This is a genomic window from Pseudomonas sp. MDT1-16 (assembly GCF_054898115.1).
In genome coordinates, this window is record NZ_CM142717.1 from 5,903,730 (window position 1) to 5,928,989 (window position 25,260).

21 protein-coding genes and 1 pseudogene are annotated in these 25,260 nt (G+C 53.6%); 11 read left to right on the forward strand and 11 right to left on the reverse strand.

Annotated features, from left to right (window positions below):
- Nucleotides 1-126 precede the first annotated feature (126 nt).
- The 7 genes from ACYZT3_RS27350 to ACYZT3_RS27380 all read right to left on the reverse strand — a co-directional run bounded on the left by ACYZT3_RS27350 (nt 127) and on the right by ACYZT3_RS27380 (nt 8,866).
- Nucleotides 127-1,254 (reverse strand): pyridoxal phosphate-dependent aminotransferase, encoded by a 1,128-nt coding sequence (locus ACYZT3_RS27350; RefSeq protein WP_462031131.1) that lies wholly within the window; start codon nt 1,252-1,254, stop codon nt 127-129.
- Nucleotides 1,255-1,272: 18 nt separating this feature from the next.
- Nucleotides 1,273-2,361 carry an aspartyl/asparaginyl beta-hydroxylase domain-containing protein gene (locus ACYZT3_RS27355; protein ID WP_462031132.1) on the reverse strand — a complete coding sequence of 363 codons (1,089 nt, stop codon included), beginning with the start codon at nt 2,359-2,361 and terminating at the stop codon, nt 1,273-1,275.
- Nucleotides 2,362-2,489: 128 nt separating this feature from the next.
- The gene (locus tag ACYZT3_RS27360) at nt 2,490-3,830 is read right to left on the reverse strand and encodes an MATE family efflux transporter (RefSeq protein WP_462032434.1); all 1,341 of its coding nucleotides are present in this window, start codon (nt 3,828-3,830) and stop codon (nt 2,490-2,492) included.
- 37 nt (nt 3,831-3,867) lie between these two features.
- Nucleotides 3,868-4,707 (reverse strand): hypothetical protein, encoded by an 840-nt coding sequence (locus ACYZT3_RS27365; protein WP_462031133.1) that lies wholly within the window; start codon nt 4,705-4,707, stop codon nt 3,868-3,870.
- 75 nt (nt 4,708-4,782) lie between these two features.
- Complete coding sequence (blsG, locus tag ACYZT3_RS27370) at nt 4,783-5,895, reverse strand: arginine 2,3-aminomutase (RefSeq protein WP_051414796.1); 1,113 nt, start codon at nt 5,893-5,895, stop codon at nt 4,783-4,785.
- 145 nt (nt 5,896-6,040) lie between these two features.
- Nucleotides 6,041-7,462: an asparagine synthetase B family protein gene (locus ACYZT3_RS27375; RefSeq protein ID WP_462031134.1), complete on the reverse strand. Its 1,422-nt coding sequence runs from the start codon at nt 7,460-7,462 to the stop codon at nt 6,041-6,043.
- The gene (locus ACYZT3_RS27380) at nt 7,463-8,866 is read right to left on the reverse strand and encodes an ATP-grasp domain-containing protein (protein ID WP_462031135.1); all 1,404 of its coding nucleotides are present in this window, start codon (nt 8,864-8,866) and stop codon (nt 7,463-7,465) included.
- Between the two features lie 588 nt (nt 8,867-9,454).
- Here ACYZT3_RS27380 and ACYZT3_RS27385 point away from each other — a divergent pair.
- Both ACYZT3_RS27385 and ACYZT3_RS27390 read left to right on the forward strand, forming a co-directional pair.
- A pseudogene (locus ACYZT3_RS27385) lies at nt 9,455-9,615 on the forward strand (helix-turn-helix domain-containing protein); the annotation flags it as partial.
- Between the two features lie 18 nt (nt 9,616-9,633).
- Entirely contained in the window at nt 9,634-10,050 is a 417-nt protein-coding gene (locus tag ACYZT3_RS27390) for a DUF3010 family protein (protein WP_462031136.1), read from the forward strand.
- Nucleotides 10,051-10,214: 164 nt separating this feature from the next.
- Here ACYZT3_RS27390 and ACYZT3_RS27395 read toward each other — a convergent pair whose 3' ends face one another.
- A complete protein-coding gene (locus tag ACYZT3_RS27395) occupies nt 10,215-11,162 on the reverse strand; it encodes a GlxA family transcriptional regulator (RefSeq protein WP_462031137.1) in 948 nt (315 codons plus the stop codon).
- A gap of 209 nt (nt 11,163-11,371) precedes the next feature.
- Between ACYZT3_RS27395 and ACYZT3_RS27400 the strand changes: the two genes are divergently transcribed.
- From ACYZT3_RS27400 to ACYZT3_RS27425, 6 genes are all read left to right on the forward strand, one after another.
- On the forward strand, nt 11,372-12,316 hold the full coding sequence (locus ACYZT3_RS27400) for a choline ABC transporter substrate-binding protein (RefSeq protein ID WP_462031138.1): 945 nt from the start codon (nt 11,372-11,374) through the stop codon (nt 12,314-12,316).
- A 74-nt stretch (nt 12,317-12,390) separates the two neighbouring features.
- Entirely contained in the window at nt 12,391-13,278 is an 888-nt protein-coding gene (locus ACYZT3_RS27405; protein WP_282380568.1) for a 3-dehydrocarnitine:acetyl-CoA trimethylamine transferase CdhC, read from the forward strand.
- A 28-nt stretch (nt 13,279-13,306) separates the two neighbouring features.
- Nucleotides 13,307-14,272 carry an L-carnitine dehydrogenase gene (locus ACYZT3_RS27410; protein WP_282380570.1) on the forward strand — a complete coding sequence of 322 codons (966 nt, stop codon included), beginning with the start codon at nt 13,307-13,309 and terminating at the stop codon, nt 14,270-14,272.
- Nucleotides 14,273-14,337: 65 nt separating this feature from the next.
- Nucleotides 14,338-14,814 (forward strand): thioesterase family protein, encoded by a 477-nt coding sequence (locus tag ACYZT3_RS27415; protein ID WP_282380572.1) that lies wholly within the window; start codon nt 14,338-14,340, stop codon nt 14,812-14,814.
- A gap of 13 nt (nt 14,815-14,827) precedes the next feature.
- Nucleotides 14,828-15,991: a gamma-butyrobetaine dioxygenase gene (locus tag ACYZT3_RS27420; RefSeq protein ID WP_282380574.1), complete on the forward strand. Its 1,164-nt coding sequence runs from the start codon at nt 14,828-14,830 to the stop codon at nt 15,989-15,991.
- A gap of 259 nt (nt 15,992-16,250) precedes the next feature.
- Nucleotides 16,251-16,514: a hypothetical protein gene (locus ACYZT3_RS27425; protein ID WP_462031139.1), complete on the forward strand. Its 264-nt coding sequence runs from the start codon at nt 16,251-16,253 to the stop codon at nt 16,512-16,514.
- Between the two features lie 91 nt (nt 16,515-16,605).
- On the opposite strand, the gene gbdR is transcribed toward ACYZT3_RS27425, so the two are convergent.
- Nucleotides 16,606-17,709, reverse strand: a complete 1,104-nt coding sequence (gene gbdR / locus ACYZT3_RS27430; protein WP_201198415.1) for a choline metabolism transcriptional regulator GbdR — start codon at nt 17,707-17,709, stop codon at nt 16,606-16,608.
- A gap of 443 nt (nt 17,710-18,152) precedes the next feature.
- Nucleotides 18,153-19,529: an L-serine ammonia-lyase gene (locus tag ACYZT3_RS27435; RefSeq protein ID WP_282380587.1), complete on the reverse strand. Its 1,377-nt coding sequence runs from the start codon at nt 19,527-19,529 to the stop codon at nt 18,153-18,155.
- Between the two features lie 435 nt (nt 19,530-19,964).
- Here ACYZT3_RS27435 and ACYZT3_RS27440 point away from each other — a divergent pair, with 435 nt between their 5' ends.
- The 3 genes from ACYZT3_RS27440 to choV all read left to right on the forward strand — a co-directional run bounded on the left by ACYZT3_RS27440 (nt 19,965) and on the right by choV (nt 22,999).
- Entirely contained in the window at nt 19,965-20,912 is a 948-nt protein-coding gene (locus ACYZT3_RS27440) for a choline ABC transporter substrate-binding protein (protein ID WP_282380589.1), read from the forward strand.
- Between the two features lie 66 nt (nt 20,913-20,978).
- Complete coding sequence (choW, locus tag ACYZT3_RS27445; protein WP_282380591.1) at nt 20,979-21,824, forward strand: choline ABC transporter permease subunit; 846 nt, start codon at nt 20,979-20,981, stop codon at nt 21,822-21,824.
- The gene (choV, locus tag ACYZT3_RS27450) at nt 21,821-22,999 is read left to right on the forward strand and encodes a choline ABC transporter ATP-binding protein (RefSeq protein ID WP_282380593.1); all 1,179 of its coding nucleotides are present in this window, start codon (nt 21,821-21,823) and stop codon (nt 22,997-22,999) included. The genes choW and choV overlap by 4 nt, the downstream gene beginning before the upstream one ends.
- 193 nt (nt 23,000-23,192) lie before the next feature.
- Here the strand turns inward: choV and ACYZT3_RS27455 are convergent, their stop codons facing one another.
- Nucleotides 23,193-25,142: a BCCT family transporter gene (locus ACYZT3_RS27455; protein WP_282380656.1), complete on the reverse strand. Its 1,950-nt coding sequence runs from the start codon at nt 25,140-25,142 to the stop codon at nt 23,193-23,195.
- Between the last annotated feature and the right edge of the window lie 118 nt (nt 25,143-25,260).

Consider the following 25,260-nt stretch of genomic DNA (forward strand, 5'->3'; position numbering starts at 1 on the left):
CTGGCTATAAAATATGGAGCTGTCTTGACCTAAAATAAATGTCGGGACCAACAATAATATCTGATGAAACCATGGAGCCTCCAAGCGACAACGGTTTCCACACTAGTAACACCTGTCGTATGAAAATCAGCGATGGTGGACAAGATCAATAATTCTCCCGCATGCTTCTTTAATTTCAGCTTCATTTACGGAAGCAATAGAGATGCGGATATGGTCCTTCATACCGTAAGAAGACCCTGGCGTGGTCGAAACGGATTTTACATTGAGGAGATCGTCTACAAATTGGGTATCCGAATTCCAAGTAGCACCCAATACTCGGGAAATGTCAGGAAATAGAAAGAAACCACCCTGCGGCCGTACAATGTCAAACGTAGTGCTTAATAATTGATGGCAGTAATAGGCTCGGTGTTGCAACTCATCAACACGTTTTTTAAGAATGCTCTTAGGCAACGCTATAGCTGCCAAGGCACCGTGCTGCGCAAATGTACACGCATTGTCCGTCATGACGCCCTGAAGCGTGGAGCATCGGTCGATGATTTTTCTATCCGCGAACATATAGCCTATTCTAAAACCAGACATAGAGAACAGTTTTGAGAACGTACGTGTAACCACCAGCAGGCTAGAGTCCACCATAAGATCCAGAGGGCTAACATATTCACCGCTACCGAAAATGATGCCTTCGTAGGCTTCATCGGAAATGAGTAGAAAGCCATACTCTTGAGATAACGCCACCAAGACTAGAACATCTTGTCGACTGAGAATCAAGCCAGTGGGGTTGTGAGGTGAGTTAATAATCAACGCCTTGGTTTTGAGAGTCACCAACTTGCGAATTTCAACTATGTCGAGACCCTTATTTCCCATTTCGTAATCGACGGCAATACCCCCGTTAAGTTCTATGTAAGATCTATAGGCGGGCCAGCATGGATTCGGAATCAGAACCTCGTCCGCGTTGGATAATATGCATTTCATCAACATGAACAAAGCTTGGCTTGAACCATTAGAAACTAAAATTTCGGCCGGGTCGCACAACTTACTATGTTGTTGAAAGCATCTCTCGATCAACGCGTTTTTTAAAACATCTATGCCAGTAAGATTACAATAGCCAGTGTGCCTATTTATTAAGGCGTCAATCGTCGCGCGAGAAACTTCCTGCGGGACTTCAAGGTTGAGCTCACCGTCGTGCATCTGAATTAAGTCACGTATTTTAGGACCTTCACTCAAGACCTTCGATAACTGCTGGCTCGGGTTTGACATGATTTTCACCAACTGTAATTATTTTAAGTGTCGCAGCATCTGCCGCGAGTAAACTTCAGTGAAAAAAGCTTTCGCCGACGGGCTCAGGTCCCCGGGCCAGAAATCAAAGATCAGATTTACACGAGTACATTCACTATGGTTCCAAGACTCATGCTGAAAAGTCGTGTCAATGATTGCTATTTCACCCGTTCTCCAACTAACGATCTCTTCCCCGATTCTCAGTCCAGATAATCCATCGTCAGCGCAAAGGATAGGAAGATGTAACGTCAGCATAGGATAAACATAATCCAAATGCGGCTCGATGTGACCGCCCGGTTCTAGGCTTGAAAGCACAACCTCTCTGATAGTAGCGCCTGGCACAACATCCTCGACAAAGCGAATCGTATTTGGAACAAGGTCAGTGTATACAGCAATTTTTTGACCTCCTTTATAAAGTGGAACTGATTTCCACAAAGGATCGCCATGAAAGGGATATTTTTCCTGGGTGTTCTTGTGTTTTTCATAGAGCTGGATTAGTTCCTGCGTCATCTCGGCAAGAAGCGTATCAATGCCTGAGAGGAAGCAGAAATCGTCTTTAGACCAAAGAGGCTTTCTGAGTCCGAATGACGACTTAAATCCGTTGATATTTATATTCGTAGCATAAGGTATAGGCATGACAGGCTTAAGCAAACCGTTGGATAGGCGGCTAGAGCGTGATAACTTTCTTCCATGAAATTCCGACTCAATTAGATCGAGGATACACTCGCGAGTTTTATCATCAATATCGCCAAGCTCATCTAATGCCTCGTACCATAATGTGAGCACAGGTTCCCGCCACTTTAGAGCAGACCTGCAGGTAATCACAACCGTCGCATATAACCAGATTAGGAGGCAAAGTAGTAATAACTGGCTTGATAGTAAAAGTCCAAATCCGACTAATTCAGTTCTGCTGTAGAGTCCCGCCACCAACGTAAAAATGGAGAGCGGAACGAGCCAACAGGTGTAGCTACTAAAACGTCGCACGGTGGAATAAGGTACGACGATATTGAGCATATCAAATTGGGAGCGAATAATCGGCCAAGCGCTGATGGAATAGAGAAGAAAAAATAACAAGCAGTAGTAAGACACTGAATATATCGACAAAAAACCCTTCGGCACTGCCAGAACAAGCAATATAGATAGTAATACTAAGTAAGCTATCACGAATATACTGTGTTTCAGTATGTAATTTATACCTCGAATGCCGTATAGATTTCTCATGCCGCAACCTGCGCCGGAGCCTTGTATCGGATCCATCTAAATAGAAGTAGAGAGAACAGCGCTATAAGTCCAAGCCCTACGCCACACCATACACCCGCCGCTCCTAGGTCAGTATAAAATGCCAAGAAGAGAGCGAGCGGTAGTCCCACTAGCCAAAAACAAATAATCGAAAGCAACATCGGAAAGACGGTCTGTTTCAAGCCCCTAAATATACCGAGCAGTACCATTTGACTTCCATCAAAGAAATGGAAGATTCCTAAAATGCAGACAAAAAGGCTAGATAGCTTGATAAGCTCGTCATCTCCACCTTCACCGCGAGCAACAAATAGCTGAACAATATCATGGGAAAAAATAATCAGGATAGAAGATATTACAGTGAGTACTATCCATCCGAGCCATAAAGCACTCCATCCGGCGTCACTCGTCCGCCGCGAATACACACCCAAAGGAGAGCAGAGGCTTATTCTCGTAGTAGAAGCTTGAGAAATGCCATTAGGTATTGTAAATACGACTTGAAGAACTTGCATTGCGATACCATGAGCAGCCAACGCAACGATTCCAAACTTACCCACTATGATTGTGAGGATGAAGAAAAATAGAGTGTCATTTGCCTGCGTTAAAGAGACCGGAATACCGTTTCTTAAAATAGGCAGCATCAACCACCCTCTCACTACTGTCAATTTTATACAGTGCTGCCGCTCCCCGAACTGCGGATTCATTAAGCCTAATATGACCAGCAATATACAAAGCAAAATGTTTGTTAGCGTCGTGGCGATACCTGCACCGAACAAACCCAAGGGGGGTATCCACAAAAAGCCAAATATTAGAATCAGGTTAGCAACGAAGTTAAAGATCGCTGCTATAATAATTGCGATAACTGTATATCGCGCTGATCCCATTATTGATAAAACATTTCTGAGGTGTACAAATAAAATCGCTGGGCCGATGCTCCACATCAGGCTATTCATGTATCTCTGAGCTTCGAGAGACAAAAGCGGATCCTGGCCAAAAAAAACTAATATTTCTTTCGTAAAATAGAGCATTGCTAAGCATATTAAAAACGCAGCTACTATGAGCTGAATGCAGCTGGTCGATACAGATGCATATTGTTCTTCTTTTGCCTTAGATCCCAATGCATCAGTAATAAACGGGATGGTAGAGATGAGTAGCCCGGAAAATAATAAAAACAGAAGATAGTAGAGGCCCTGTGCCAAAGTCGACGCAGCTAACGCCTCGGTACTAATCCATCCAGCCATTATTACGTCCGTAGTCGCAATAATCACATGCGCGATATTGCCAGATACAAAGGCTAGCGAGAGCCGGGAACTCTCGCGCATCTCGGATGTATATCTACGGGAAAGCCTCGCGGCACGGTTATATATCAGTGATGATGTCAAGACTGTACTCCCGGTCTAGGTGCTTAGACACATCCTTGGAAATCTGTACTCTTTTCAGCCATCGATCCGTTCCATCGTACTTTGGCGTAAATTTTGGCCTGCCATGAGCGCACTTATAGTTGTTGATAAACAAAACCTGTGCTTCGTTCATTGATAAGTCAAAGGTTGCTGACTCAACCAGCTTGATAAAATCCTTAAAATCTAGTTCTTCGTAGTGAGACATTTTGCTGTAGTCAACGTAGACAGGATCATAAATGAAGCTGTAGCCCTCGGTAGGTGATTCTTGCAACACCGCCGTCTCTAGAGCTGTTGGCTTATATTCGATCGTAGAAGGTCGGTCGGAAAGAATGGTATAACGGCTCTCAGTTAACCTGTGCTTGAGTGTTGCATCAACAGCTGAAAAATCTGGGCAAGACAGCAAGTTGGGGACTTTATCGTCGTTTCTTACGCATAAAAAACCTAGTACATCTGCCCTATAAGGTAAAGCGGGGTCTTCAGTATGCAGTTCTAAATGCACAGAACCACTTCCCAACTGCTTATTTCTATCTTGGAAGATTGGGAATATTTCTTGAACAAGCTTACCGTTCTGCAGGTCGCTATAACCGAAGACATCACCAACATGCCTTGAAAGCTGAAGAAATAAATCATCGTAGTTTGAATGGCAGTCGTCTCTCCAATGTTTCGGCGTCGGTCGCTGTTGATTGGCTTTAGGAAAGTCTAATATTGTGACGTCAGATGAAAAATTAAAGTCCTCTTTAAATTGAGCGACAATAGATTCCGGGCTTAACATTGAGTAGTCTAATTTAGTAAATATCATATCTGTACCGAAGAAATGGTAAATTATTTAGTTTCAAAGCCACCAGGTAGTGACCCACTCGCGAGTCAGTTGACCTCAAGGGATTTCAAGCGTTTTATGATCATAGCCAAGCACAAAATTCTTAGAGCCAAGTTTATAGAAGTACTGGTTATTCAAAGGGATCTTCCCAAGTTTAGTGGTGTAAACATACTGTGGGACGCTGAAACCAGTTTCATAACCGTGCAGCTGCTCCATAATCTCAAGGCCCTTTTCTATCGACGTCCTAAAGTGCGACACGCCTTGAACATTGTCCGCGTGGTATAGGTAATAAGGCCTTACCCTGCCTTTCACCAGCATCCGGTTCAACGTTCTAAGTGTTTCGACGTCGTCGTTCACACCACGCAACAGCACTGTCTGGTTTTGCACCGGTATACCGTGGGAAAGTAGTTTATCTATCGCGCTTAAGGCCTCAGGAGTCACTTCCACGGGATGATTGAAATGGGTGCTAAACCAGATTGATTTGAATTCGGACAACATCTTACAAAAATCATCTGTTATCCGCTGCGGAAGAAAAACCGGGTACCGTGAGCCAATGCGTACAAAATCTACGTGAGGGATCGCATTGAGCCTAGAGATAATGCTATGCAAAAGCTTATCGGAAAGAATTAGCGGGTCGCCTCCAGTAAGTAATACGTCGCTGATGTTTTTGTTGTTTGCGATGTACTCTATGTCTTGATCATATGAGTCGGGAAGCTCTTTGTTGTAATAACTGCCTGACTTATCAGTTGTGTGAAACTTTCTAGTGCAGTGTCTGCAATAAACTGGGCAAGTATCCGACACTAGGAATATGACTCGGTTTGGATACTTATGTACGACGCGTCTGGTTTTCATATAAACCATATCACCCACAGGGTCTACATCCTCCTGCTGATTACTCTCATCAACTTCTTTTGGGTGGGGTATGCTTTGCAGCCGAATCGGACAATTCTCATTGGTCTCGTCCATCAGTGATGCATAATATGGAGTAATCATCCACTTATACTGGCTCTCTGTTTGCTCAATGCCCTTCAATTCTGTATCACTGAGAGTTACCCAGGCTTCCAGCTGAGCCTTGGTGCGAATGGCATTCTTCATTTGAAATTTGTGGTCGCCCCATTGGTCGGAAGACAGTAAATCCTGTTTACTCAAAGTGTCCTTTGCAATAATCATTTTTATTATCCTTCGCTGGTAGGGGAACTGACGAGGTTTTTATCAATGTCTTTAGTTGTCGAGGTCGTCCATCCGCCGCTATGATAGTCGAGACCTTGTACCTTATATCGATTGTCTGGAAGCTCAAAGCCGAACTCTTGGAATATCAAAGCAGCATTATTAATTGCATTATCTTCAAATGAAAAGGCTTGCTATCCAGGCTCTCACTTATTGATTGAAGTACGTCAAAGATCAGTCCGCCTATACCTGACCCTTCAGACATCCTCATTTTTGGTCGCCAAGTGATATAATCTGGTAATTCGAGGGAAAAAGCGTCCCTCAGTAGAACTTTTGTAAAATCATCTCTTACATGGAACTCCATCGGTGCCGATATTATAAAATCGAAAAGATCTTTGTCGAGAAACGGTACACGGCATTCCACTGTATTGAACATGCTCATTCTATCCACACGCTGTAGATCAGTTCGATACAAGTTCTTAACTTTATGTAGCTGAAGCGCACGACGGTCACTTGCCCCTTGAAAAAAGTCGTAACCAGCGAATAGCTCATCACTTCCATCTCCAGATAGAGCTATACGAATCCCGTCTTCTTTCATTCGGGAGAAAGCAGAATGTATAGTTAATGCATCAGTTATATCTACGGGTTCAAATTGTTCAGATACATATATGCTGGTTCTAATAGACTGCATCAGATCTACACGATCAACATCAGAAATAACTATCTTAATGTCAAGTTCTTTGCATAATCTCTGCGCGAATACTACGTCAGCTGAGCCAGTCACTCCGACCGTGTAGGCAGTGACGTTCTTATGGTATAGGTTAGCAAGATAAAGAATTATTGCGCTATCTAGCCCGCCAGAGAAAACTACGCCTATCGGAAGATCAGTATTGACTTGACGCTTTACCGAGAGGTGCAGTAGCTCATTGCATTTATTTACCGTAGACTTGTAATCTAGTCGCGGCCCTATGCTTTCGCTAATTAAATAATATGCGTTCTGTCGACCGTCCACCCAATAATGTCCAGGGAGGATTTCTTGTGTCTTGTTGGTCAACCCAATTAGTGCTTTCAGTTCCGATGCGAAATAGAGGACAGTTCCTTCTTGAGTCAAGTATAGAGGCTTTACGCCCAGCCGATCCCTCGCAGCGAAAACAGTGTTGTCTCCCGGTGAGTAGATAATAAACGCGAATATACCATTGAGTCGGGTCAGACAAGATTCCCCCCAGTGAGCATATGCCCTAAGAACTAGCTCGGTATCTGAACAGCCTAAAAACTTTACTCCGTGTGATAATAAAATTAATCGCAACTCATTCAAGTTGTAAATTTCACCATTAAATATAATTGCGCGACCAGAAATGTTATCTATGAACGGCTGATTGTTGTCTTCTCTCTCCACGATAGGCAAGCGATTGGTACCAATAGCAGCATGAGAAAATATAAAACGCTCTCCAAAGCTTTCAGCAGCGCCTCTATGGGAGATTCTCCCCAACATTTTTAATAAAGTAGCCTCAAAGTCGCGCTTTTCATTAGAGCGGGTAGAAGTCTCAAATATTGCAGCTATCCCGCACATCTAGCACTGCTCCAGTATTTTGTCTTCGCGATATTCAGATGTTTCGACTTTAATGTTTCTCTCATACTCTTTATGGACGTGAAGTATCTCGTCTATAGACGTTGCCCTCACCCACATTTTTGCGATATAAGCTTCTTCGTTCTCTACATCGAAGAATCCATCTTTGTGGCCGTTAGTAGTAGGCAGTACCTGCGATAAAATCTCACACGCAGAATCAATTTCTGGAAGCTTTATAGCTTTGATGTAGCCTGAGCGAGTTGGATAGAATAGAAGCATCGCGTAGACGGCGTCCTCCGGCAATATCGGAAGGTCATCCGCCAAATGGTGCCCTATGGTTACTGGCTTATTTGTTATGAAATTGACGTTTAAGGCATACGCATCACATGAGCACAGATCCTTAAGTGCTTCGTCCACGAAGAACCCGCCCAGCCTCGGGTTTACCTCAATCACTTGGGGGCCGTTTTTGGATAATTTGAACTCGACGTGTAAAAATCCGTTCTTTACCTTCAGTGCTTTTATAGAATTGCTAATAGTTGATACGATCACCGATATCTGGTCGTTAGAAAAGCTTTGCGGTGGTGTAACTATGACCTTTTCTAAAACCGTACTGGAGGTGCTGCTTGTTATCATCTTTTCAAATATCAACATCGGGTGAATGCTCCCGTCGACAACCAAGCATTCTAAAGAACCTTCAGGCCCCTCAATGAATTCTTCAATTAACACGGAAACGCCCGGCGTATATAGCACAGGGCCTGCTTCTGGAGAACTAAGCCATTTTTCAGCTCCCGAGAAAGAATAGGCTCCAGGCACGTCAGGAAATCTTTGTATGAAGTGATTATATGCTTTTTCAAGACTCTTTCGGTCATCACATATCGAGACAAACGCCGAGCCGCCCCCGTATACCGGCTTCATCACTACGGGAAATATAAGATCATTTATAGTTTCGAAATCTCCATTGAAGAGTCTGAAATTTACCGACCTAACACCCTTTATATTGCTAAGTTGCGAACGCATTAAGTACTTATTGTTACAATTCTCTAGCGGCTCGGCGCTGTAATATTTAAGCCCGCATTGCCTAGCGATATCTTCAACTACATGGTTAGCGTCCCCACGCGGTGTGACATGCGCTGGGTAGCAAAACAGTCCTTTCACACTATATGTTCGGCTTAAACGTTCTACTGCGCAGAGTACTTCGCCAGTTTCAATACTATCTACCAAGACAACTTCATCACTTTCATCGCTAGCCTCCCTAATATTTTTGCTATCTTTTGCGATTATTGTTAAGCATCTGATACCTTCTTTTGCTGCGGCTTGAAAGTGCAATTTTCTATACAAATATAGTGAGGTTGATAGATAGTCGTTATCTATGAAAATTAATATTTCTGGCTTCATATATAGGTCCATGATCATTTTCGTTGTTGTAAAATGAGATAGCGAGCATTGTATGCACTGTTTGTCACACACGCATGATCAGTGGAGATCTGTTGGGAATGGCATAACTTTCTGCGCACCACGTAATTGTTGGCCGTTATCCTATGTAAACTCCCACGACGAAGTTGCACGCTGAATCCTCCTGCCATTACGAGGCTGGCTGCCCGCAGTTGCCACACGGTAGATAGCTGTGGGCGGATGAGCGTTGGCGTAAGCCTGTTGTTGCTCAATAATCCTCAAGACGTCTTTGTTCGCACCTTCAAGTTACTGCGAGAAAAGGTAATCTTCTTGGCTGCGAAGAAAATCAGGGGAGGCTTCATTGGTGTACAAAGGGGAGAGGGGAGCATTCATTTACAGACTCCTTAACTGTGAAGGGGTGTCCATGAATGATGCGGCACAAACTAAGTAATTCGTACCGCCGAATTCACAGTCACAGGAAGGAAAAGGAAACTTCGCAGTAATGGACACTAAAAATCCTACAGAAATTTCTGCTCGATAAGGCGCAAGACAATTTCAATCAAGCTTTCACAGTCCGTTGATCTTCCCTCGGACAGCGCTCCATGGCGCAAGCACTTGAACCTTACACAGGATGAAGTGGCCAAACGGATGGGTGTCTCTCAGCCGGCATTTGCCCAGCAAGAGACCGTCTCAAAGCCTCGGAAGGCCACTCGCGAAAAATAGCAGCGGCGTTTGGTATTACCGCTAATCAACTTGAGCTTTAGGCTGTGAAAGGGATCGACATGAAATTCTGCGGCATCGAAATCAAAGGCAGCGAAGCGATCATCGCCGTGGCCGCCCTCGACGGTCAGGCGTTGAATCACGTTGCGCTAACCACCAAGAAAATCGCCCTCGACGATGACGACGAAGCCGCGAACGTCAAAGTCTTTGCCGCTCAGGTGGCGTCGTTTGTGCGCGAGAACTCCATCGACCGGATCGCGATCAAGAAGCGCAGCAAGAAAGGTGAGTTCGCCGGTGGGCCGACCACGTTCAAGATCGAGGGTGTTTTCCAGTTGCTGGAGAATTGCGAGGTGACGCTGCTGTCGCCACAGACCATCAACGCGCAGAACAAGAAGTTCGATTTTGAACTGCCGGGCACGCTGAACAAGTATCAGCATGAGGCGTTTAAAGCGGCCTGCTCGGCGCTGATGAAAAAGTGAGTGCCGCAAATTCTGTAGGAGCGAGCGGTGCGGCGATCCAACTTGCCCGCGAAGAGGCCGGCACATTCAAAATTACTGTCGCCTGACACGTCGCCTTCGCGGGCAAGTCGGATCGCCGCACCGCTCGCTCCTACAGGGATTGGGTTTCGCCCCATGCCGGAGGTTCAGGCCTTTTGGCTTTGCCGGCGATCTTCCCGCGGACACCGCGCAAAACGCGCCCGATAACTGCGGGTGAAATACGACGGAGATTCAAACCCGCAGGCAATACTCACCTCCAGCACGCTCATGTCCGTCTGCCGCAGCAACTGCCGCGCTTTCTCCAGCCGTAAACGCAGGTAGAAATTGCTTGGCGTGTCGTTCAGGTGCAGGCGAAACAGGCGTTCGAGTTGCCGTCGCGTTACCTTGATCGATTCGGCTAACGTCAATGTGCTCAACGGTGGTTCGCTGTGCTGCTCCATCTCGCCAATCACCTGCACCAATTTCTTATTGCTGATGCCATAACGCGTGGCGACTTCCATGCGCTGGTGGTCTTTGCGCGGGCGGATGCGCCCCAGTACGAATTGTTCGCTGACCTGGATCGCCAGTTCCGGGCCGTGGGCCTGGCTGATGAGGTCGAGCATCAGGTCGATGGACGCGGTGCCGCCGGCGGAGGTAATGCGCCGGCGGTCGATCTCGAACAGCTCTTGGGTGACGCTGAGCTGCGGATAGGACTCCTTGAACGCGTCGATGGCTTCCCAGTGCAGCGTCAGGCGATGGCCGTCGAGCAGGCCGGCTTCGGCGAGGACGAAGCTGCCGGTGTCGATGGCGCCGAGGGTCACGCCTTCGTTGTCCAGTCGACGTAGCCAGTGCTCCAGCGCCGGGGTGGCGAATTTCAGGGGTTCGAAACCGGCGACCACCAGCAGAGTCGCGCCTTTCTTCAACGGTTCCAGCGCCGCATCGGCGTTGACCGACATGCCATTGCTGGCCAACACCGCACCGCCGTCAGCGCTCAGCACATGCCAGCGGTACAGCTCGCCGCGAAAGCGATTGGCGACCCGCAGCGGCTCGATGGCCGAGATAAAACCGATGGCCGAGAAACCCGGCATCAACATGAAGTAGAAATCCTGGGACATGGAGCGCACTCGACTGGCAGGTAACGAGAGGGCGGGAAGCGTGTGGACGTTGATACGCCACTTGCAAGAGGCATTCAAGAGGACAGGTCGCTGCAGTGCAAGAGCTGGTCGCCGCAGTGCGCTTTCACGGGAGCTTAGCTGCGTAACTTGGCATCACCGGCGCACGAAGACGCCCGGACCCACAATAACGACCTGCCGAGGAACCCGACATGAAACGACTGATCAGCAGCTGTGTTCTTGCACTCAGCGGTACCGCTTTCTTGAGCGCCAGCGTCATGGCGGCCGAACCTGCTTCATGCCAGAACGTGCGCATGGGCGTAGTGAACTGGACCGACGTAATCGCCACCAGCGCCATGACCCAAGTCCTGCTCGATGGCCTCGGCTACAACACCAAACAAACCAGCGCGTCCCAGCAAATCATCTTCGCCGGGATCCGCGACCAGCGCCTGGACCTGTTCCTGGGCTACTGGAACCCGCTGATGACCCAGACCATCACCCCGTTCGTCGATGGCAAGCAGGTGAAAGTGCTTGAAGCACCGAGCCTCAAGGACGCCCGCGCCACCCTCGCTGTGCCGACTTACCTCGCCGACAAGGGCCTGAAAACCTTCGCCGACATCGCCAAGTTTGAAAAGGAACTGGGCGGCAAGATCTACGGCATCGAGCCAGGTTCGGGCGCCAATACCCAGATCAAGGCAATGATCGCCAAGAACCAGTTCGGTCTCGGCAAGTTCCAGCTGGTCGAGTCCAGCGAGGCCGGCATGCTCGCGGCGGTGGATCGCGCCGTACGGCGCAAAGAGGCCGTGGTGTTCTTCGGCTGGGCGCCGCACCCGATGAACGTCAACGTGAAGATGACTTACCTCACCGGTAGCGAAGACGCCCTGGGCCCGAACGAAGGCATGGCCACGGTCTGGACCGTCACCGCACCGAAATACGCCGAACAATGCCCGAACATCGGTCGTTTGCTGAGCAACCTGACGTACACCGCCGAAGACGAGAGCCGGATGATGCAGCCGCTGCTGGATCACAAGGACGCCTTCGAATCGGCCAAGCAATGGCTGAAAGATCACCCGCAAGACAAGCAACGCTGGCTCGAAGGCGTGACCACCTTCGATGGCAAACCGGCGGCTGAAAACCTGCAACTGACAACCCAATAAACCCGATTGAACCACCGACTCGCAGCCCGACCGGGCTGCGATCGGAATCATCACGCCTGCAAGGAACCCGCCTCATGAACCACGACGTCATCATCACCTGCGCACTCACCGGTGCTGGCGACACGACCGCCAGAAGCCCACACGTGCCGGTCACCCCGAAACAGATCGCCGCTGCCGCCGTGGAAGCCGCCAAGGCTGGCGCCACCGTGGTCCACTGCCACGTGCGCAACCCCGAAACCGGCAAGTTCAGCCGTGACGTGGCGCTGTACCGCGAAGTGATGGAGCGCATCCGCGAAGCCGACGTCGACATCATCGTCAACCTCACCGCCGGCATGGGCGGCGACCTGGAAATCGGCGCTGGCGAGAACCCGATGGAGTTCGGCCCGAACACCGACCTGGTCGGCCCGCTGACCCGTCTGGCCCACGTTGCAGAACTGCTGCCGGAAATCTGCACCCTCGATTGCGGCACCCTGAACTTCGGCGACGGCGACACCATTTACGTGTCCACCCCGGCCCAGCTACGCGCTGGCGCCAAACGCATTCAAGAGTTGGGCGTGAAGGCCGAGCTGGAAATTTTCGACACCGGTCACCTGTGGTTCGCCAAGCAAATGATCAAGGAAGGGTTGCTCGACGACCCGCTGTTCCAGCTCTGCCTGGGGATCCCGTGGGGCGCGCCGGCCGACACCACCACCATGAAAGCCATGGTCGACAACTTGCCTGCCAATGCGGTGTGGGCCGGCTTCGGCATCGGTCGCATGCAAATGCCGATGGCGGCACAAGCGGTACTGCTGGGTGGCAACGTGCGGGTCGGTCTGGAAGACAACATCTGGTTGGACAAGGGCGTACTGGCAACCAACGGCCAACTGGTCGAACGCGCCTCGGAGATCCTCAGCCGCCTCGGCGCCCGCGTTCTGACGCCAGCTGAAGGCCGGGCAAAAATGGGCCTGACCAAGCGCGGTTAATCGACCTTTTCAACTTCAGGAAATTGCCATGACTTTTATCACCGAAATCAAAACCTTCGCCGCTCTGGGCAGCGGTGTCATCGGCAGCGGTTGGGTCTCCCGCGCCCTCGCCCACGGCCTCGACGTGGTGGCCTGGGACCCGGCACCCGGCGCCGAAGCAGCCCTGCGCAAACGCGTCGCCAATGCCTGGGCTGCGTTGGAGAAACAAGGCCTGGCGCCCGGTGCATCGCAGGACCGGTTGCGCTTTGTCGCCACCATTGAAGAATGCGTTGGCGACGCAGATTTCATTCAGGAAAGCGCTCCGGAACGCCTGGATCTGAAACTGGAACTGCACAGCAAAATCAGCGCGGCGGCCAAGCCCAACGCGCTGATCGGCTCCAGCACCTCGGGCCTGCTACCGAGCGAGTTCTACGAGAGTTCGACGCACCCGGAACGCTGCGTTGTCGGCCACCCATTCAACCCGGTTTATCTGCTGCCGCTGGTGGAAGTGGTTGGCGGCAAAAACACCGCTCCCGAAGCCGTTCAAGCGGCAATGAAAGTCTATGAATCCTTGGGCATGCGCCCGCTGCATGTGCGCAAGGAAGTACCCGGCTTTATCGCCGACCGCTTGCTCGAAGCGCTCTGGCGTGAGGCGCTGCACCTGGTTAACGACGGTGTAGCGACCACCGGTGAGATCGATGATGCCATTCGTTTTGGTGCGGGCTTGCGCTGGTCGTTCATGGGCACGTTTTTGACGTACACCCTGGCGGGTGGCGATGCGGGTATGCGGCACTTCATGGCGCAGTTCGGGCCAGCGTTGCAGTTGCCGTGGACGTATCTGCCGGCGCCGGAATTGACCGACAAGTTGATCGATGATGTGGTGGATGGCACCACTGATCAGTTGGGCACGCACAGCATTTCGGCGCTGGAGCGCTATCGTGATGACTGTTTGCTGGCAGTGCTGGAGGCGGTGAAGACTACCAAGGAAAAGCATGGGATGGCGTTTAGCGAGTAGTCCACGCTGATCGTTCCCACGCGGAGCATGGGAACGATCAGCGCCGATCATGTCTGGAGAGAAAAATGCCCACCCTAACCACCTACCAAACCAAAATCATCCCCGACTGGGTCGACTACAACGGCCACCTGCGCGATGCCTTCTACCTGCTGATTTTCAGCTACGCCACCGACGCGCTGATGGATCGCCTGGGAATGGACAGCAACAACCGCGAAGTCAGCGGTAACTCGCTGTTCACCCTCGAACTGCACCTCAATTACCTGCACGAAGTGAAGCTCGACGCCGATGTCGAGGTGCACACCCAAATCGTCGGCCACGACAGCAAACGTCTGCACCTCTATCACAGCCTGCATCGGGTGGGCGACGACAAGGCGCTGGCGGGCAACGAGCAAATGCTGCTGCACGTCGACCTCGACGGCCCGCGATCCGCACCCTTCAGCGAAGAAACCCTGAGCAAGCTGCAAGCCATCGTTGCCGAGCAAGCCGACCTGCCCGCCCCCGCCTACATTGGCCGAGTGATCGCGTTACCGCCGAAAAAATGACAAGGAGATCGCCATGAACACCGCCGCCGCTTTTGCCGACTTCCGTACCTACCCGTTGATCAGCGCATTGACCGCCGTACAAACCCTGGCGGACCGAGTTCAAGTGAAGTGGGCCGATGACCGTGTCAGCCCGTTTCATCATCAGTGGTTGCGGGACAACTGTCCGTGCCCGCTGTGCGTCTACACCGTGACCCGCGAGCAAGTGCTGGAAATCGTCGACGTCGCCGAAAACCTGAAGCCCTCGCACGCCAGCATTGATGCCGAAGGCTGCCTGCGTGTCGATTGGCAGGACGGCCATCTCAGCCGCTTCGATCCTGGCTGGTTACGGGCCCACGCCTACGATGATGAGTCCCGCGCCGAACGCCGGAGCGCCAAGCCCAAAAGCCAGCTCTGGAACAGCAACCTGAAGCTGCCGGCGTTCGAATACCAGGCGTTGATGAACGACAACGATGCCCTGTTGCAATGGCTGCTGGCCGTGCGCGATATCGGCCTGACCCAGGTCCGCGGCGTGCCGACCGAACCCGGCTCGCTGAAGCTGATCGCCCAGCGGATTTCCTTCATCCGCGAGAGCAATTTTGGCGTGCTGTTCAACGTGCAATCCAAGGCCGATGCCGACAGCAATGCCTACACCGCTTTCAACCTGCCGCTGCATAGCGATTTGCCGACCCGGGAGTTGCAACCGGGACTGCAGTTTCTGCATTGCCTGATCAATGAAGCAGACGGTGGCGAGAGTATTTTCGTCGACGGCTTTGCCATTGCCCAAGCCTTGCGCCAGGAAGATCCCGAGGCGTTTAAAAGCCTTTGCGAAATCCCTGTGGAGTTCCGTAATAAAGACCGCCACAGCGACTACCGTTGTCTCGCGCCAATCATCGCTCTGGATGCCTTCGGGCAGGTTTCGGAAGTCCGTATGGCGAACTTTCTGCGCGGCCCATTCGATGCGTCGGTCAAGCAGATGCCCACTCTCTATCACGCTTACCGCCGCTTCATTGCGATGACCCGCGAAAATCGATTCCGGGTGATGACGCGGCTAAACCCCGGTGAAATGTGGTGTTTCGACAACCGCCGCACCCTCCACGCCCGCAACGCCTTCGACCCTACCACCGGCACCCGGCATTTCCAGGGTTGCTATGTCGACCGGGATGAATTGTTGTCGCGCATCCTCGTCCTGCAGCGTTAAACCCCAGCCAAAAAAAGCCCCGATCAAGCCGTGACAGGATCGGGGCAGAGGTGGGTACTGTTGAGGAGCCGTTGCGCGAGGGTGACCAAACCTTCGTGAAGCCAGCTGACTCCAGTGTGCCTACTCCCATCCGCAGCAAGTTAGCCGAAAACGACCTGTTCATAGGTATTGCGGCCATTGCGACAAATCGTCCTTGCCGACACCCACGGCCCCTACGAGAATCAAGCCACGACACCGTTCCCTGAAGAAGGATTGCGTCATGATGCACGTCGATTTGATAGACCAGGAAGACCTGTTGGGCCAGCTCAAGGCGTTGGGATTTGCAGTGCCCCCTGGCGCAACCGCTGAGCAGGCCTGCGAATGCGCGGTACGGGGCTTGAACAACGAACGGGCAACGGAACTGCGCACGATGGTCAAGCAGATGTACACCAGCAGCGCGACCATTCTGCCCGCCGTGCGCCAGGCCATTGATAAGCAATTGCTGCCTGCACTGGCGCAGTATCAGCAGAGCCGTAGCGCCTGATCAACCGCTTTCGCGAGCAGGCTCGCTCCCACATTATTGGATCGCATATCCCTGTGGGAGCGAGCCTGCTCGCGAATGAAGGCGCCTCGGTTTAGAGCCTTACGCTGGCGAACGTCGACTCGTTGCGCGCCTGACTCAGCGCCGACAACGGCCCGGACAACGGTGACAGCACCAACGCTTGTGGCAGCGGCATCATCGCCACTTGTTGCGTGGTGTTGGAACCTACGCGCTCGTCACGCGGTGGAATGCCGAAGTATTCGCGGTAGCACTTGGAGAAGTGTGGTGTGGAAACGAAACCACACACCGACGCCACTTCGATGATCGACATCGGCGTTTGCTTGAGCAGTTGCCGAGCACGGATCAAGCGCAGTTTCAGGTAATAACGCGACGGCGAGCAGTGCAGGTATTTCTGGAACAGCCGCTCCAGCTGACGACGCGACACGGCGACGTACACTGCCAGTTCGTCGAGGTCGATCGGCTCTTCCAGGTTGGCCTCCATCAGCGCGACGATTTCCTGCAACTTCGGCTGGTTGGTGCCGAGCATGTGTTTGAGCGGCACACGCTGGTGATCCTGCTCGTTACGGATGCGCTCATAGACGAACATTTCCGAAATCGCGGCAGACAGTTCACGACCGTGATCGCGGCTGATCAGGTGCAGCATCATGTCCAGCGGCGCGGTGCCGCCGGAACTGGTGAAACGGTTACGGTCGAGGGTGAACAGACGCGTACTCATGGCCACACGCGGAAAAGCTTCCTGCATCGAGGCCAGACATTCCCAGTGCACGCTGCAATCGAAACCATCCAGCAGGCCGGCGCACGCCAGGGCCCAGCTGCCGGTGCAGACCGCACCGAGACGGCGGGACTGCCGTGCCTGGCTTTGCAGCCACGAAACGTGTTCACGGGTAACAGTGCGCTGGATGCCAATACCGCCGCAGACAATGATGGTGTCCAGGGCCGGTGCCTTGTGCATGGAACAGTCGGGAGTGATCTGCAGACCGTCACTGGCCCAGACCTGACCGCCGTCGACGGTGAGTGTGGTCCAGCGATACAGCTCGCGGCCGGACAATTGGTTGGCCATACGCAGGGGTTCTACTGCGGAGGCCAGAGAAATAAGCGTGAAATTGTCCAGCAGCAAAAAGCCGATGGATTGAGGCGCACGGTTCTGGGGTTGAGCCCCTGAGTTGAACGTCGTCATCGCGGTATCTCCTCACACAAAGCGGGTGATGGCCTCAGGCGGAGGCTCTTGTTATTGCCATCGTTCTCGCGTGGGAGACGGGCTTTGTAATGACAGAGCAATTGCCATGCCTAAAGTTGAATGCGCGTTCAATAACTCCTGAAAACGACGTCGGGATGTGTCTATATAAGCCGCGCGCTGAAGGGGGGATATAAGTGCCATTATCGGCAGCAGGCGCTCTGCCTCGTTGGGCGTGAGCAAATCGGTAGCACTTGTGGGAACAGGGCTGCGAGGTGCCGGGAGAGAGTGTCACCGCAAGCACAGGTGACAGGCGGTAATGGCCAACTTGGATCCCTGACCTGGGTGAAGTCGCTTATCTGTAAGCGACGCGCCAAAACGTGGCGCGTTTTGAATTGGGTGTTCACTTAGTGCGCAGTTTTGACTGGTCTGACGCCTTCGCGGTTTCAGCACTCAACCGCGCTAACCGCCAACCCACCGCGCGATGTCTCTTTATATTTGTCATGCATATCGGCGCCAGTATCACGCATCGTGCGGATCACCCGATCCAGCGAGATAAAGTGCTGACCATCGCCACGCAGCGCCATCTGCGCCGCGTTGATGGCTTTCACCGCGGCAATCGCGTTGCGCTCGATGCACGGCACTTGCACCAGCCCGCCCACCGGGTCGCAGGTCAGACCGAGGTTGTGTTCCAGACCGATTTCCGCCGCGTTGCACAGCTGCTCCGGTGTGGCGCCGAGGATCTCCGCCAACCCGGCCGCCGCCATGGCGCAGGCCGAACCGACTTCGCCCTGGCAACCGACTTCGGCACCGGAAATCGAAGCGTTCTTCTTGCACAGAATCCCTACCGCCGCCGCACTGAGGAAATAGTCGACCACGTTGGCGTCGGTCACCACTTCACTAAACTTCATAAAGTAGTGCAACACCGCCGGAATGATCCCCGCGGCGCCATTGGTCGGCGCCGTGACCATGCGCCCGCCAGCGGCGTTTTCTTCGTTGACCGCGAGGGCGAAGAGGTTGACCCACTCCATGGCGCTCAACGTTGAGCCGATTACGTTAGGTTTCCCCAGCTCTTGCAGGCTGCGATGCAACCTGGCCGCACGACGACGCACATTAAGTCCGCCGGGCAGGATGCCTTCGTGCTTGAGGCCTTGTTCGACGCAATCCTGCATGGCGCGCCAGAGTTTCATCAGGCCGGCACGGATTTCCTCTTCGCTGCGCCAGACCTTCTCGTTGGCCATCATCAATTCGGCGACGCGCAAGTTGTGTTTCTGGCACAGGCTGAGCAGTTCGACGGCGCTGGAGAAATCGTACGGCAACACCGTGCGATCCAGATCCACTACGCCGCTGGAGGCTTGTGCTTCATCGACGACAAAACCGCCGCCGATGGAATAGTAGGTGTCGCGATGCAGTTCACCGTCATCGCCCTCGGCGATCAGGGTCATGGCGTTGGGATGGAACGGCAGGTTTTCGTCGATCAGGCGCATGTCCCGGGCCCAGATGAACGGGACCGACAAGCGACCGTCGAGCAACAGCGTGTGAGTTTCGCGCAGGGTTTCGATGCGGATGCCGATTTGCGACGGATCGATCGCGTCCGGCCACTCGCCCATCAGGCCCATGATCACCGCGTTGTCGCTGCCGTGACCGATGCCGGTGGCCGACAACGAACCATAAAGCTGAACTTCGACGCGACGCACTTGCTCCAAAAGACCCTGCTCACGCACACCTTGCACGAACAACGCGGCGGCCCGCATAGGTCCCACGGTGTGCGAACTGGAAGGGCCGATGCCGATTTTGAACAGGTCGAAAACACTGATAGCCATTACTGCCGAACTCCTGGATGTCCCAACTCCAGACGCAAAAGCGCCCAGTGACGGAGCTGCTACGCTGAAGCTGCAATCCGCCGAGATGGCCGCATCATCAGGCTTTTGCCTTGTCGTTCGACGTCTCACACCGACGCACTCATGCCCACAAACGCCGCGAGCCTTTGACGCTGCGTTTTCGCCGTTTTTTTGCGGATCGGAGGGGCAAAGAGGGCTGAAAAAAGCTGTAAACGACGTCACCGACACTGGATGCGACCATCCCTGTACTGGTTACGACGCCCCCTGTAGGCGTCAGATTTTCACTGGTACATGATCGTATCGACTCGATTGCAAGGCGCCGTGGTAGAGCTGTCTCCAAAACGCCATCCAACCGCAACCTATAAGTGCGGTGGTCCAGTCGGAACACTGCCAAAAAAAACACCAAGGAGTCCATCCATGAAAGGTTCCCCGTCGTTGTTGTTGGCCGCCATGCTGAGTCTGCCGTTTCTGGCTCAAGCCGCCGAACCGGCTCAATGCAGCACCGTAAATTTCTCCGATGTCGGCTGGACTGACATTACCGTCACCACCGCCACCACCAGCGTCGTCCTCGATGCCCTCGGCTACAAGACCAAAACCACGATGATTTCCGTACCGGTGACCTACAAGTCCCTGGCCGACGGCAAGAACATGGACGTATTCCTGGGCAACTGGATGCCGACCATGGAAAACGACATCAAGGCCTACCGCGATGCCGGCACCGTGGACACCCTGCGTGCCAACCTGGAAAACGCAAAATACACACTCGCCGTCCCGGAAGAGTTGTATAACAAAGGTCTGAAAGATTTCGCCGACATCGCCAAGTTCAAGAAAGAACTCGACGGCAAGATCTATGGCATTGAACCAGGCAACGACGGCAACCGCCTGATCCAGAGCATGATCGACAAGAACGCCTTCGGCTTGAAAGACGCCGGCTTCAAGGTGGTCGAGTCCAGCGAGGCAGGCATGCTCTCGCAAGTCGATCGCGCCCAGCGCCGCAACACCGCCGTGGTGTTCCTGGGCTGGGAACCGCACCCGATGAACACGCGTTTCAAGATGAAGTACTTGACCGGCGGCGACGAGTATTTCGGCCCGAACTTCGGCCAGGCAACCATCTACACCAACACCCGCAAGGGCTATGCGCAGGAATGCAGCAACGTGGGTCAGCTGTTGAAAAACCTGCAGTTCACTCTGGACATGGAAAGCACCCTGATGGGCAACGTCCTGGACGACAAAATGAAGCCTGACGCGGCCGCCAAAGCCTGGCTGAAAAAGAATCCACAGGTCCTCGATACCTGGCTCGCTGGCGTGACCACCATTGACGGTAAACCAGGCCTGGAGGCCGTGAAAGCCAAGCTCGCGCAGTAATCGCTTACGCCGGGCGATCCAGGTCGCCCGGGCTGTTAATTTCCTTGCATGCGGACGTTCACTACCATGCTGATTGATCAGAAAATACCTTTAGGCCAGTACATCGCGGGCTTCGTTGAATGGTTGACGCAACACGGCGCCAACACCTTCGACGCAATCGCCGTGTCACTGGAAACGATGATCCACGGCGTGACTTTTGCGCTGACCTGGTTCAACCCGCTGGCATTGATCGGCCTCATCGCGCTACTGGCACACTTCATTCAACGAAAGTGGGGACTGACCGTTTTTGTCATCGCCTCCTTCCTGCTGATCCTCAATCTGGGGTACTGGCAGGAAACCATGGAAACCCTCGCCCAGGTGTTGTTCGCCACCCTGGTCTGCGTGGTCATCGGCGTGCCGTTGGGCATCGTCGCCGCGCATAAACCGATGTTTTACACACTGATGCGTCCGGTGCTCGATCTGATGCAGACCGTGCCGACCTTCGTGTACCTCATTCCTACCCTGACCCTCTTCGGTCTGGGTGTGGTCCCGGGTCTGATTTCTACGGTGGTGTTCGCAATTGCCGCGCCTATCCGCCTGACCTACCTGGGTATCCGTGATGTTCCCGCAGAATTGATGGACGCCGGCAAAGCCTTCGGCTGCTCGCGCCGTCAACTGCTCGCACGCATCGAACTGCCCTACGCTATGCCAAGCATCGCTGCCGGTATCACCCAGTGCATCATGCTGTCGTTGTCGATGGTGGTGATCGCGGCACTGGTGGGCGCCGACGGCCTGGGCAAACCCGTGGTCAACGCACTGAACACTGCTGATATCGCCCTGGGCTTCGAAGCGGGCCTGGCGATCGTACTGCTGGCGATCATGCTCGACCGTATCTGCAAACAACCCGAAGCCAAAGTAGGGGGTGACGCATGAGCATTATTCGCTTCGAAGACGTCGACGTAATCTTCTCCAAAGACCCGCGCGAGGCCTTGAAACTCCTCGATCAGGGCATGACCCGCGACCAGATCCTGAAAAAGACCGGGCAGATTGTCGGCGTCGAAAAGGCCAGCCTGGATGTCGAAAAGGGGGAAATCTGCGTACTGATGGGCCTGTCCGGCTCCGGCAAGTCCAGCTTGCTGCGCTGCATCAACGGTCTCAACACCGTCAGCCGCGGCAAATTGTTCGTCGAGCACGAAGGCAAGCAGATCGACATCGCTTCCTGCACCCCGGCGGAACTGAAAATGATGCGCACCCAGCGCATTGCGATGGTGTTCCAGAAGTTCGCCCTGATGCCTTGGCTGACCGTTCGCGAGAACATCAGCTTCGGTCTGGAAATGCAGGGACGACCGGAGAAGGAACGGAAAAAACTGGTCGATGAAAAACTTGAGCTGGTGGGCCTGACCCAGTGGCGTAACAAGAAGCCGGATGAGCTCTCCGGTGGTATGCAGCAACGTGTGGGCCTGGCCCGCGCGCTCGCGATGGATGCCGACATTCTGCTGATGGACGAACCGTTCTCGGCCCTCGACCCGCTGATCCGTCAGGGCCTGCAAGACGAACTGCTGGAGCTGCAAAGCAAGCTGAACAAAACCATCGTGTTCGTGAGCCATGACCTCGATGAAGCACTGAAGCTGGGCAGCCGTATCGCGATCATGAAAGACGGTCGGATCGTCCAGTACAGCAAGCCGGAAGAGATCGTATTGAACCCTGCGGACGACTATGTGCGGACCTTCGTCGCCCATACCAACCCGCTGAACGTGTTGTGCGGTCGCAGCCTGATGCGCACCCTGGACAACTGCAAACGCATCAACGGTTCGGTATGCCTCGATCCGGGCGGCGACTCCTGGCTGGACCTGGCCGAAGGCAACACCATCAAAGGCGCACGCCAGAACGGCGCGAGCCTGGACCTGCAGAACTGGATTCCAGGGCAAGCGGTTGAAGGCTTGGGTCGTCGACCAACGCTGGTGGATTCGAGTATCGGCATGCGCGACGCGCTGCAGATTCGATATCAGACGGGTAATAAGCTGGTGCTGCACGACAACAACAAGGTTGTCGGGATTCTGGGTGACAGCGAGCTGTATCACGCGCTGCTCGGCAAGAACCTGGGGTAGGCAGCAGACACAAAAACGCCGCGAGAGGATCGCGGCGTTTTTGTTTACGGGATATCGAGTCAAACAGTATTGCGGCTGATGGCCCCTTCGCGGGCAAGCCTCGCTCCTACAAGTTCAACGGAAATCCTGTAGGAGCGAGGCTTGCCCGCGAAGGATGCGACGCGGTGCATCTGATGCACCGCGCCCTTCAACATTAGCTATAGACCCGGCCAAGGAGCTGCCGATGGCTTTCAAACTGATCGAGCACGTCACGGGTGATCTGATCTTGAGTGAAGCCCATCAAGTCGTAGTCCTGGCTGCCATTGTGCAAATAAACCTCGGCGCGGTAGTAACGTGCGCGCGGTTCATCAGCACTCTCAGCCGAAACCGTGTCGCTCGCCGCTGCCAGATAGCCGTCCAGGCTCACTTCGTAGACAAAAGGGTTGCCCTCTTCCCTCTCGATCCGCAGGCCCATGCAACGCTTGGCCTTGCCCAGCAACGTTTGCACATCCAGGCCTTGAGTACGCAGTTGCACCGCAGCCTCTTCCAGCGCCGGGCTCACTTGCTTGTCCATGAAACGCTGAACGATCGACTGATTCGGCTGCAAGTCCAGCTGAGTCAAACGCTCGCTGAAACCACGACGACCGCGCGCTGCGAGCTCCGCTTGCTCCTGTTCGATCTGCACGTCCTGGCGCATGGCCTTGTGCAAGCCGAACATGAAGAACACCAGCACCACCGAGAACGGCAGACCGGCCAGCACCACCATGGTTTGCATGGCTTCGAAGTTACCGGCAAACAGCAGGCCGATGGTCACCAGGGTAATCACCGCCGACCAGAAGATCCGCAGCCAGTGCGGCGCATCTTCGTCAACGTTGCCGCCCTTGCACGAAAGGTTGGCCATCATCACCGCGCCGGAATCCGCCGGGGTCAGGAACAGCACAAAACCAACAAAGATCGACACGCCGATCACAATCTTCGACGCCGGGTAATGCTCCAGCAACTGGTAAATCGCCATGGACGGCTGTTCCAGCGCCGTCTTCCCGAGCTCCACCGCCCCGTGGTTCATCACCAGGTCCAGGGCCGAGTTACCGAAGATCGACAGCCACGCCAAGGTGAAACCCAGCGGGATCAGCAGCACACCGGCCACCAGTTCACGCACCGTGCGACCACGGGAAATACGCGCGATGAACATGCCTACAAATGGCGCCCAGGAAATCCACCAGGCCCAGTAGAACAGGGTCCACAGGCCCAACCAGCGGTCGGATTTCTCACTGTCGCCTTCGTACACATAGAGGTCGAACGTTTTCAGCACCACGCTGTTCAGGTAGTCGCCGACGTTTTGCACGAAGCCGTTGAGCAGGTGCAGGGTCGGGCCGAACAGCAGCACGAAAATCAGCAGACCGCTGAACAGCACAATGTTCAGGTTGGACAGACGGCGAATACCGTTTTCCACGCCGGACACGGCAGCGATGGTCGCCACGGTGCTCATCACGATGATCACGATCAGCAGGTTGGTGTTGTTGTGCTCCATGCCGAACAGGTTTTCAAGGCCCGACGACACTTGCAGCGAACCAATCCCCAGGTTCGTCACCAGCCCCAGCAGGGTCACGAACATGCCAAAGCCGTCCACCGCATGCCCGGCCGCGCCTTTGACCCAACGCTCGCCGACCAACGGATACAGCGCCGAACGCAATGCCAGCGGCTGGTTATGGCGATACGCAAAGTACGCCACGGCCAGGCCGACCAATGCATAAATCGCCCAGCCATGCAGGCCCCAGTGCAGGAACGTCAGCTGAACCGCCTGACGTGCAGCAAGGTTGCTGCCGGCCACGCCTTCCGGCGGATTGAAGTAGTGGTCCAGCGGCTCGGAAGCACCGAAGTACAACAGCGAGATGCCGATACCCGACGAGAATAGCATCCCCGCCCAGGCGCCATAGCTGAAGTCTGGGGTGTCGTCCTTACTGCCCAGCTTGAGTTTGCCGTAGGACGAAAACGCCAGGCCGAGCACGAAGACCAGGTAAGCGGCGATCACCACCATGTAGTACCAGCCGAAGCTGCGGGACAACCATGCTTGGGCGATGCCGAGCAATCTGCCGGCCTCTTGCGGGGCAATGATCAGAATGGCGGTCAACAACAGGATCAACGCGGTAGAGGTGTAGAACACCCAACCGTTGACCGTCACCTTCTCGGGTGGGGTCTTTATAAGAGAGGCAGAACTCATGGCACAGATGCTCCGGGCAGTGCGGGAGAAGAACACAAGGCAACGCGGTACCCGACTAATC

Excerpts from the sequence above, each read along its gene's own strand:
- ACYZT3_RS27350 (WP_462031131.1), bottom strand. The coding sequence starts at position 1,254 with ATGTCAAACCCGAGCCAGCAGTTATCGAAGGTCTTGAGTGAAGGTCCT.
- ACYZT3_RS27360 (WP_462032434.1), bottom strand. The coding sequence starts at position 3,830 with ATGCGCGAGAGTTCCCGGCTCTCGCTAGCCTTTGTATCTGGCAATATC.
- ACYZT3_RS27365 (WP_462031133.1), bottom strand. The coding sequence starts at position 4,707 with ATGATATTTACTAAATTAGACTACTCAATGTTAAGCCCGGAATCTATT.
- blsG (WP_051414796.1), bottom strand. The coding sequence starts at position 5,895 with ATGATTATTGCAAAGGACACTTTGAGTAAACAGGATTTACTGTCTTCC.
- ACYZT3_RS27375 (WP_462031134.1), bottom strand. The coding sequence starts at position 7,462 with ATGTGCGGGATAGCTGCAATATTTGAGACTTCTACCCGCTCTAATGAA.
- ACYZT3_RS27380 (WP_462031135.1), bottom strand. The coding sequence starts at position 8,866 with ATGGACCTATATATGAAGCCAGAAATATTAATTTTCATAGATAACGAC.
- ACYZT3_RS27390 (WP_462031136.1), top strand. The coding sequence starts at position 9,634 with ATGAAATTCTGCGGCATCGAAATCAAAGGCAGCGAAGCGATCATCGCC.
- ACYZT3_RS27395 (WP_462031137.1), bottom strand. The coding sequence starts at position 11,162 with ATGTCCCAGGATTTCTACTTCATGTTGATGCCGGGTTTCTCGGCCATC.
- ACYZT3_RS27400 (WP_462031138.1), top strand. The coding sequence starts at position 11,372 with ATGAAACGACTGATCAGCAGCTGTGTTCTTGCACTCAGCGGTACCGCT.
- ACYZT3_RS27405 (WP_282380568.1), top strand. The coding sequence starts at position 12,391 with ATGAACCACGACGTCATCATCACCTGCGCACTCACCGGTGCTGGCGAC.
- ACYZT3_RS27410 (WP_282380570.1), top strand. The coding sequence starts at position 13,307 with ATGACTTTTATCACCGAAATCAAAACCTTCGCCGCTCTGGGCAGCGGT.
- ACYZT3_RS27415 (WP_282380572.1), top strand. The coding sequence starts at position 14,338 with ATGCCCACCCTAACCACCTACCAAACCAAAATCATCCCCGACTGGGTC.
- ACYZT3_RS27420 (WP_282380574.1), top strand. The coding sequence starts at position 14,828 with ATGAACACCGCCGCCGCTTTTGCCGACTTCCGTACCTACCCGTTGATC.
- ACYZT3_RS27425 (WP_462031139.1), top strand. The coding sequence starts at position 16,251 with ATGATGCACGTCGATTTGATAGACCAGGAAGACCTGTTGGGCCAGCTC.
- gbdR (WP_201198415.1), bottom strand. The coding sequence starts at position 17,709 with ATGACGACGTTCAACTCAGGGGCTCAACCCCAGAACCGTGCGCCTCAA.
- ACYZT3_RS27435 (WP_282380587.1), bottom strand. The coding sequence starts at position 19,529 with ATGGCTATCAGTGTTTTCGACCTGTTCAAAATCGGCATCGGCCCTTCC.
- ACYZT3_RS27440 (WP_282380589.1), top strand. The coding sequence starts at position 19,965 with ATGAAAGGTTCCCCGTCGTTGTTGTTGGCCGCCATGCTGAGTCTGCCG.
- choW (WP_282380591.1), top strand. The coding sequence starts at position 20,979 with ATGCTGATTGATCAGAAAATACCTTTAGGCCAGTACATCGCGGGCTTC.
- choV (WP_282380593.1), top strand. The coding sequence starts at position 21,821 with ATGAGCATTATTCGCTTCGAAGACGTCGACGTAATCTTCTCCAAAGAC.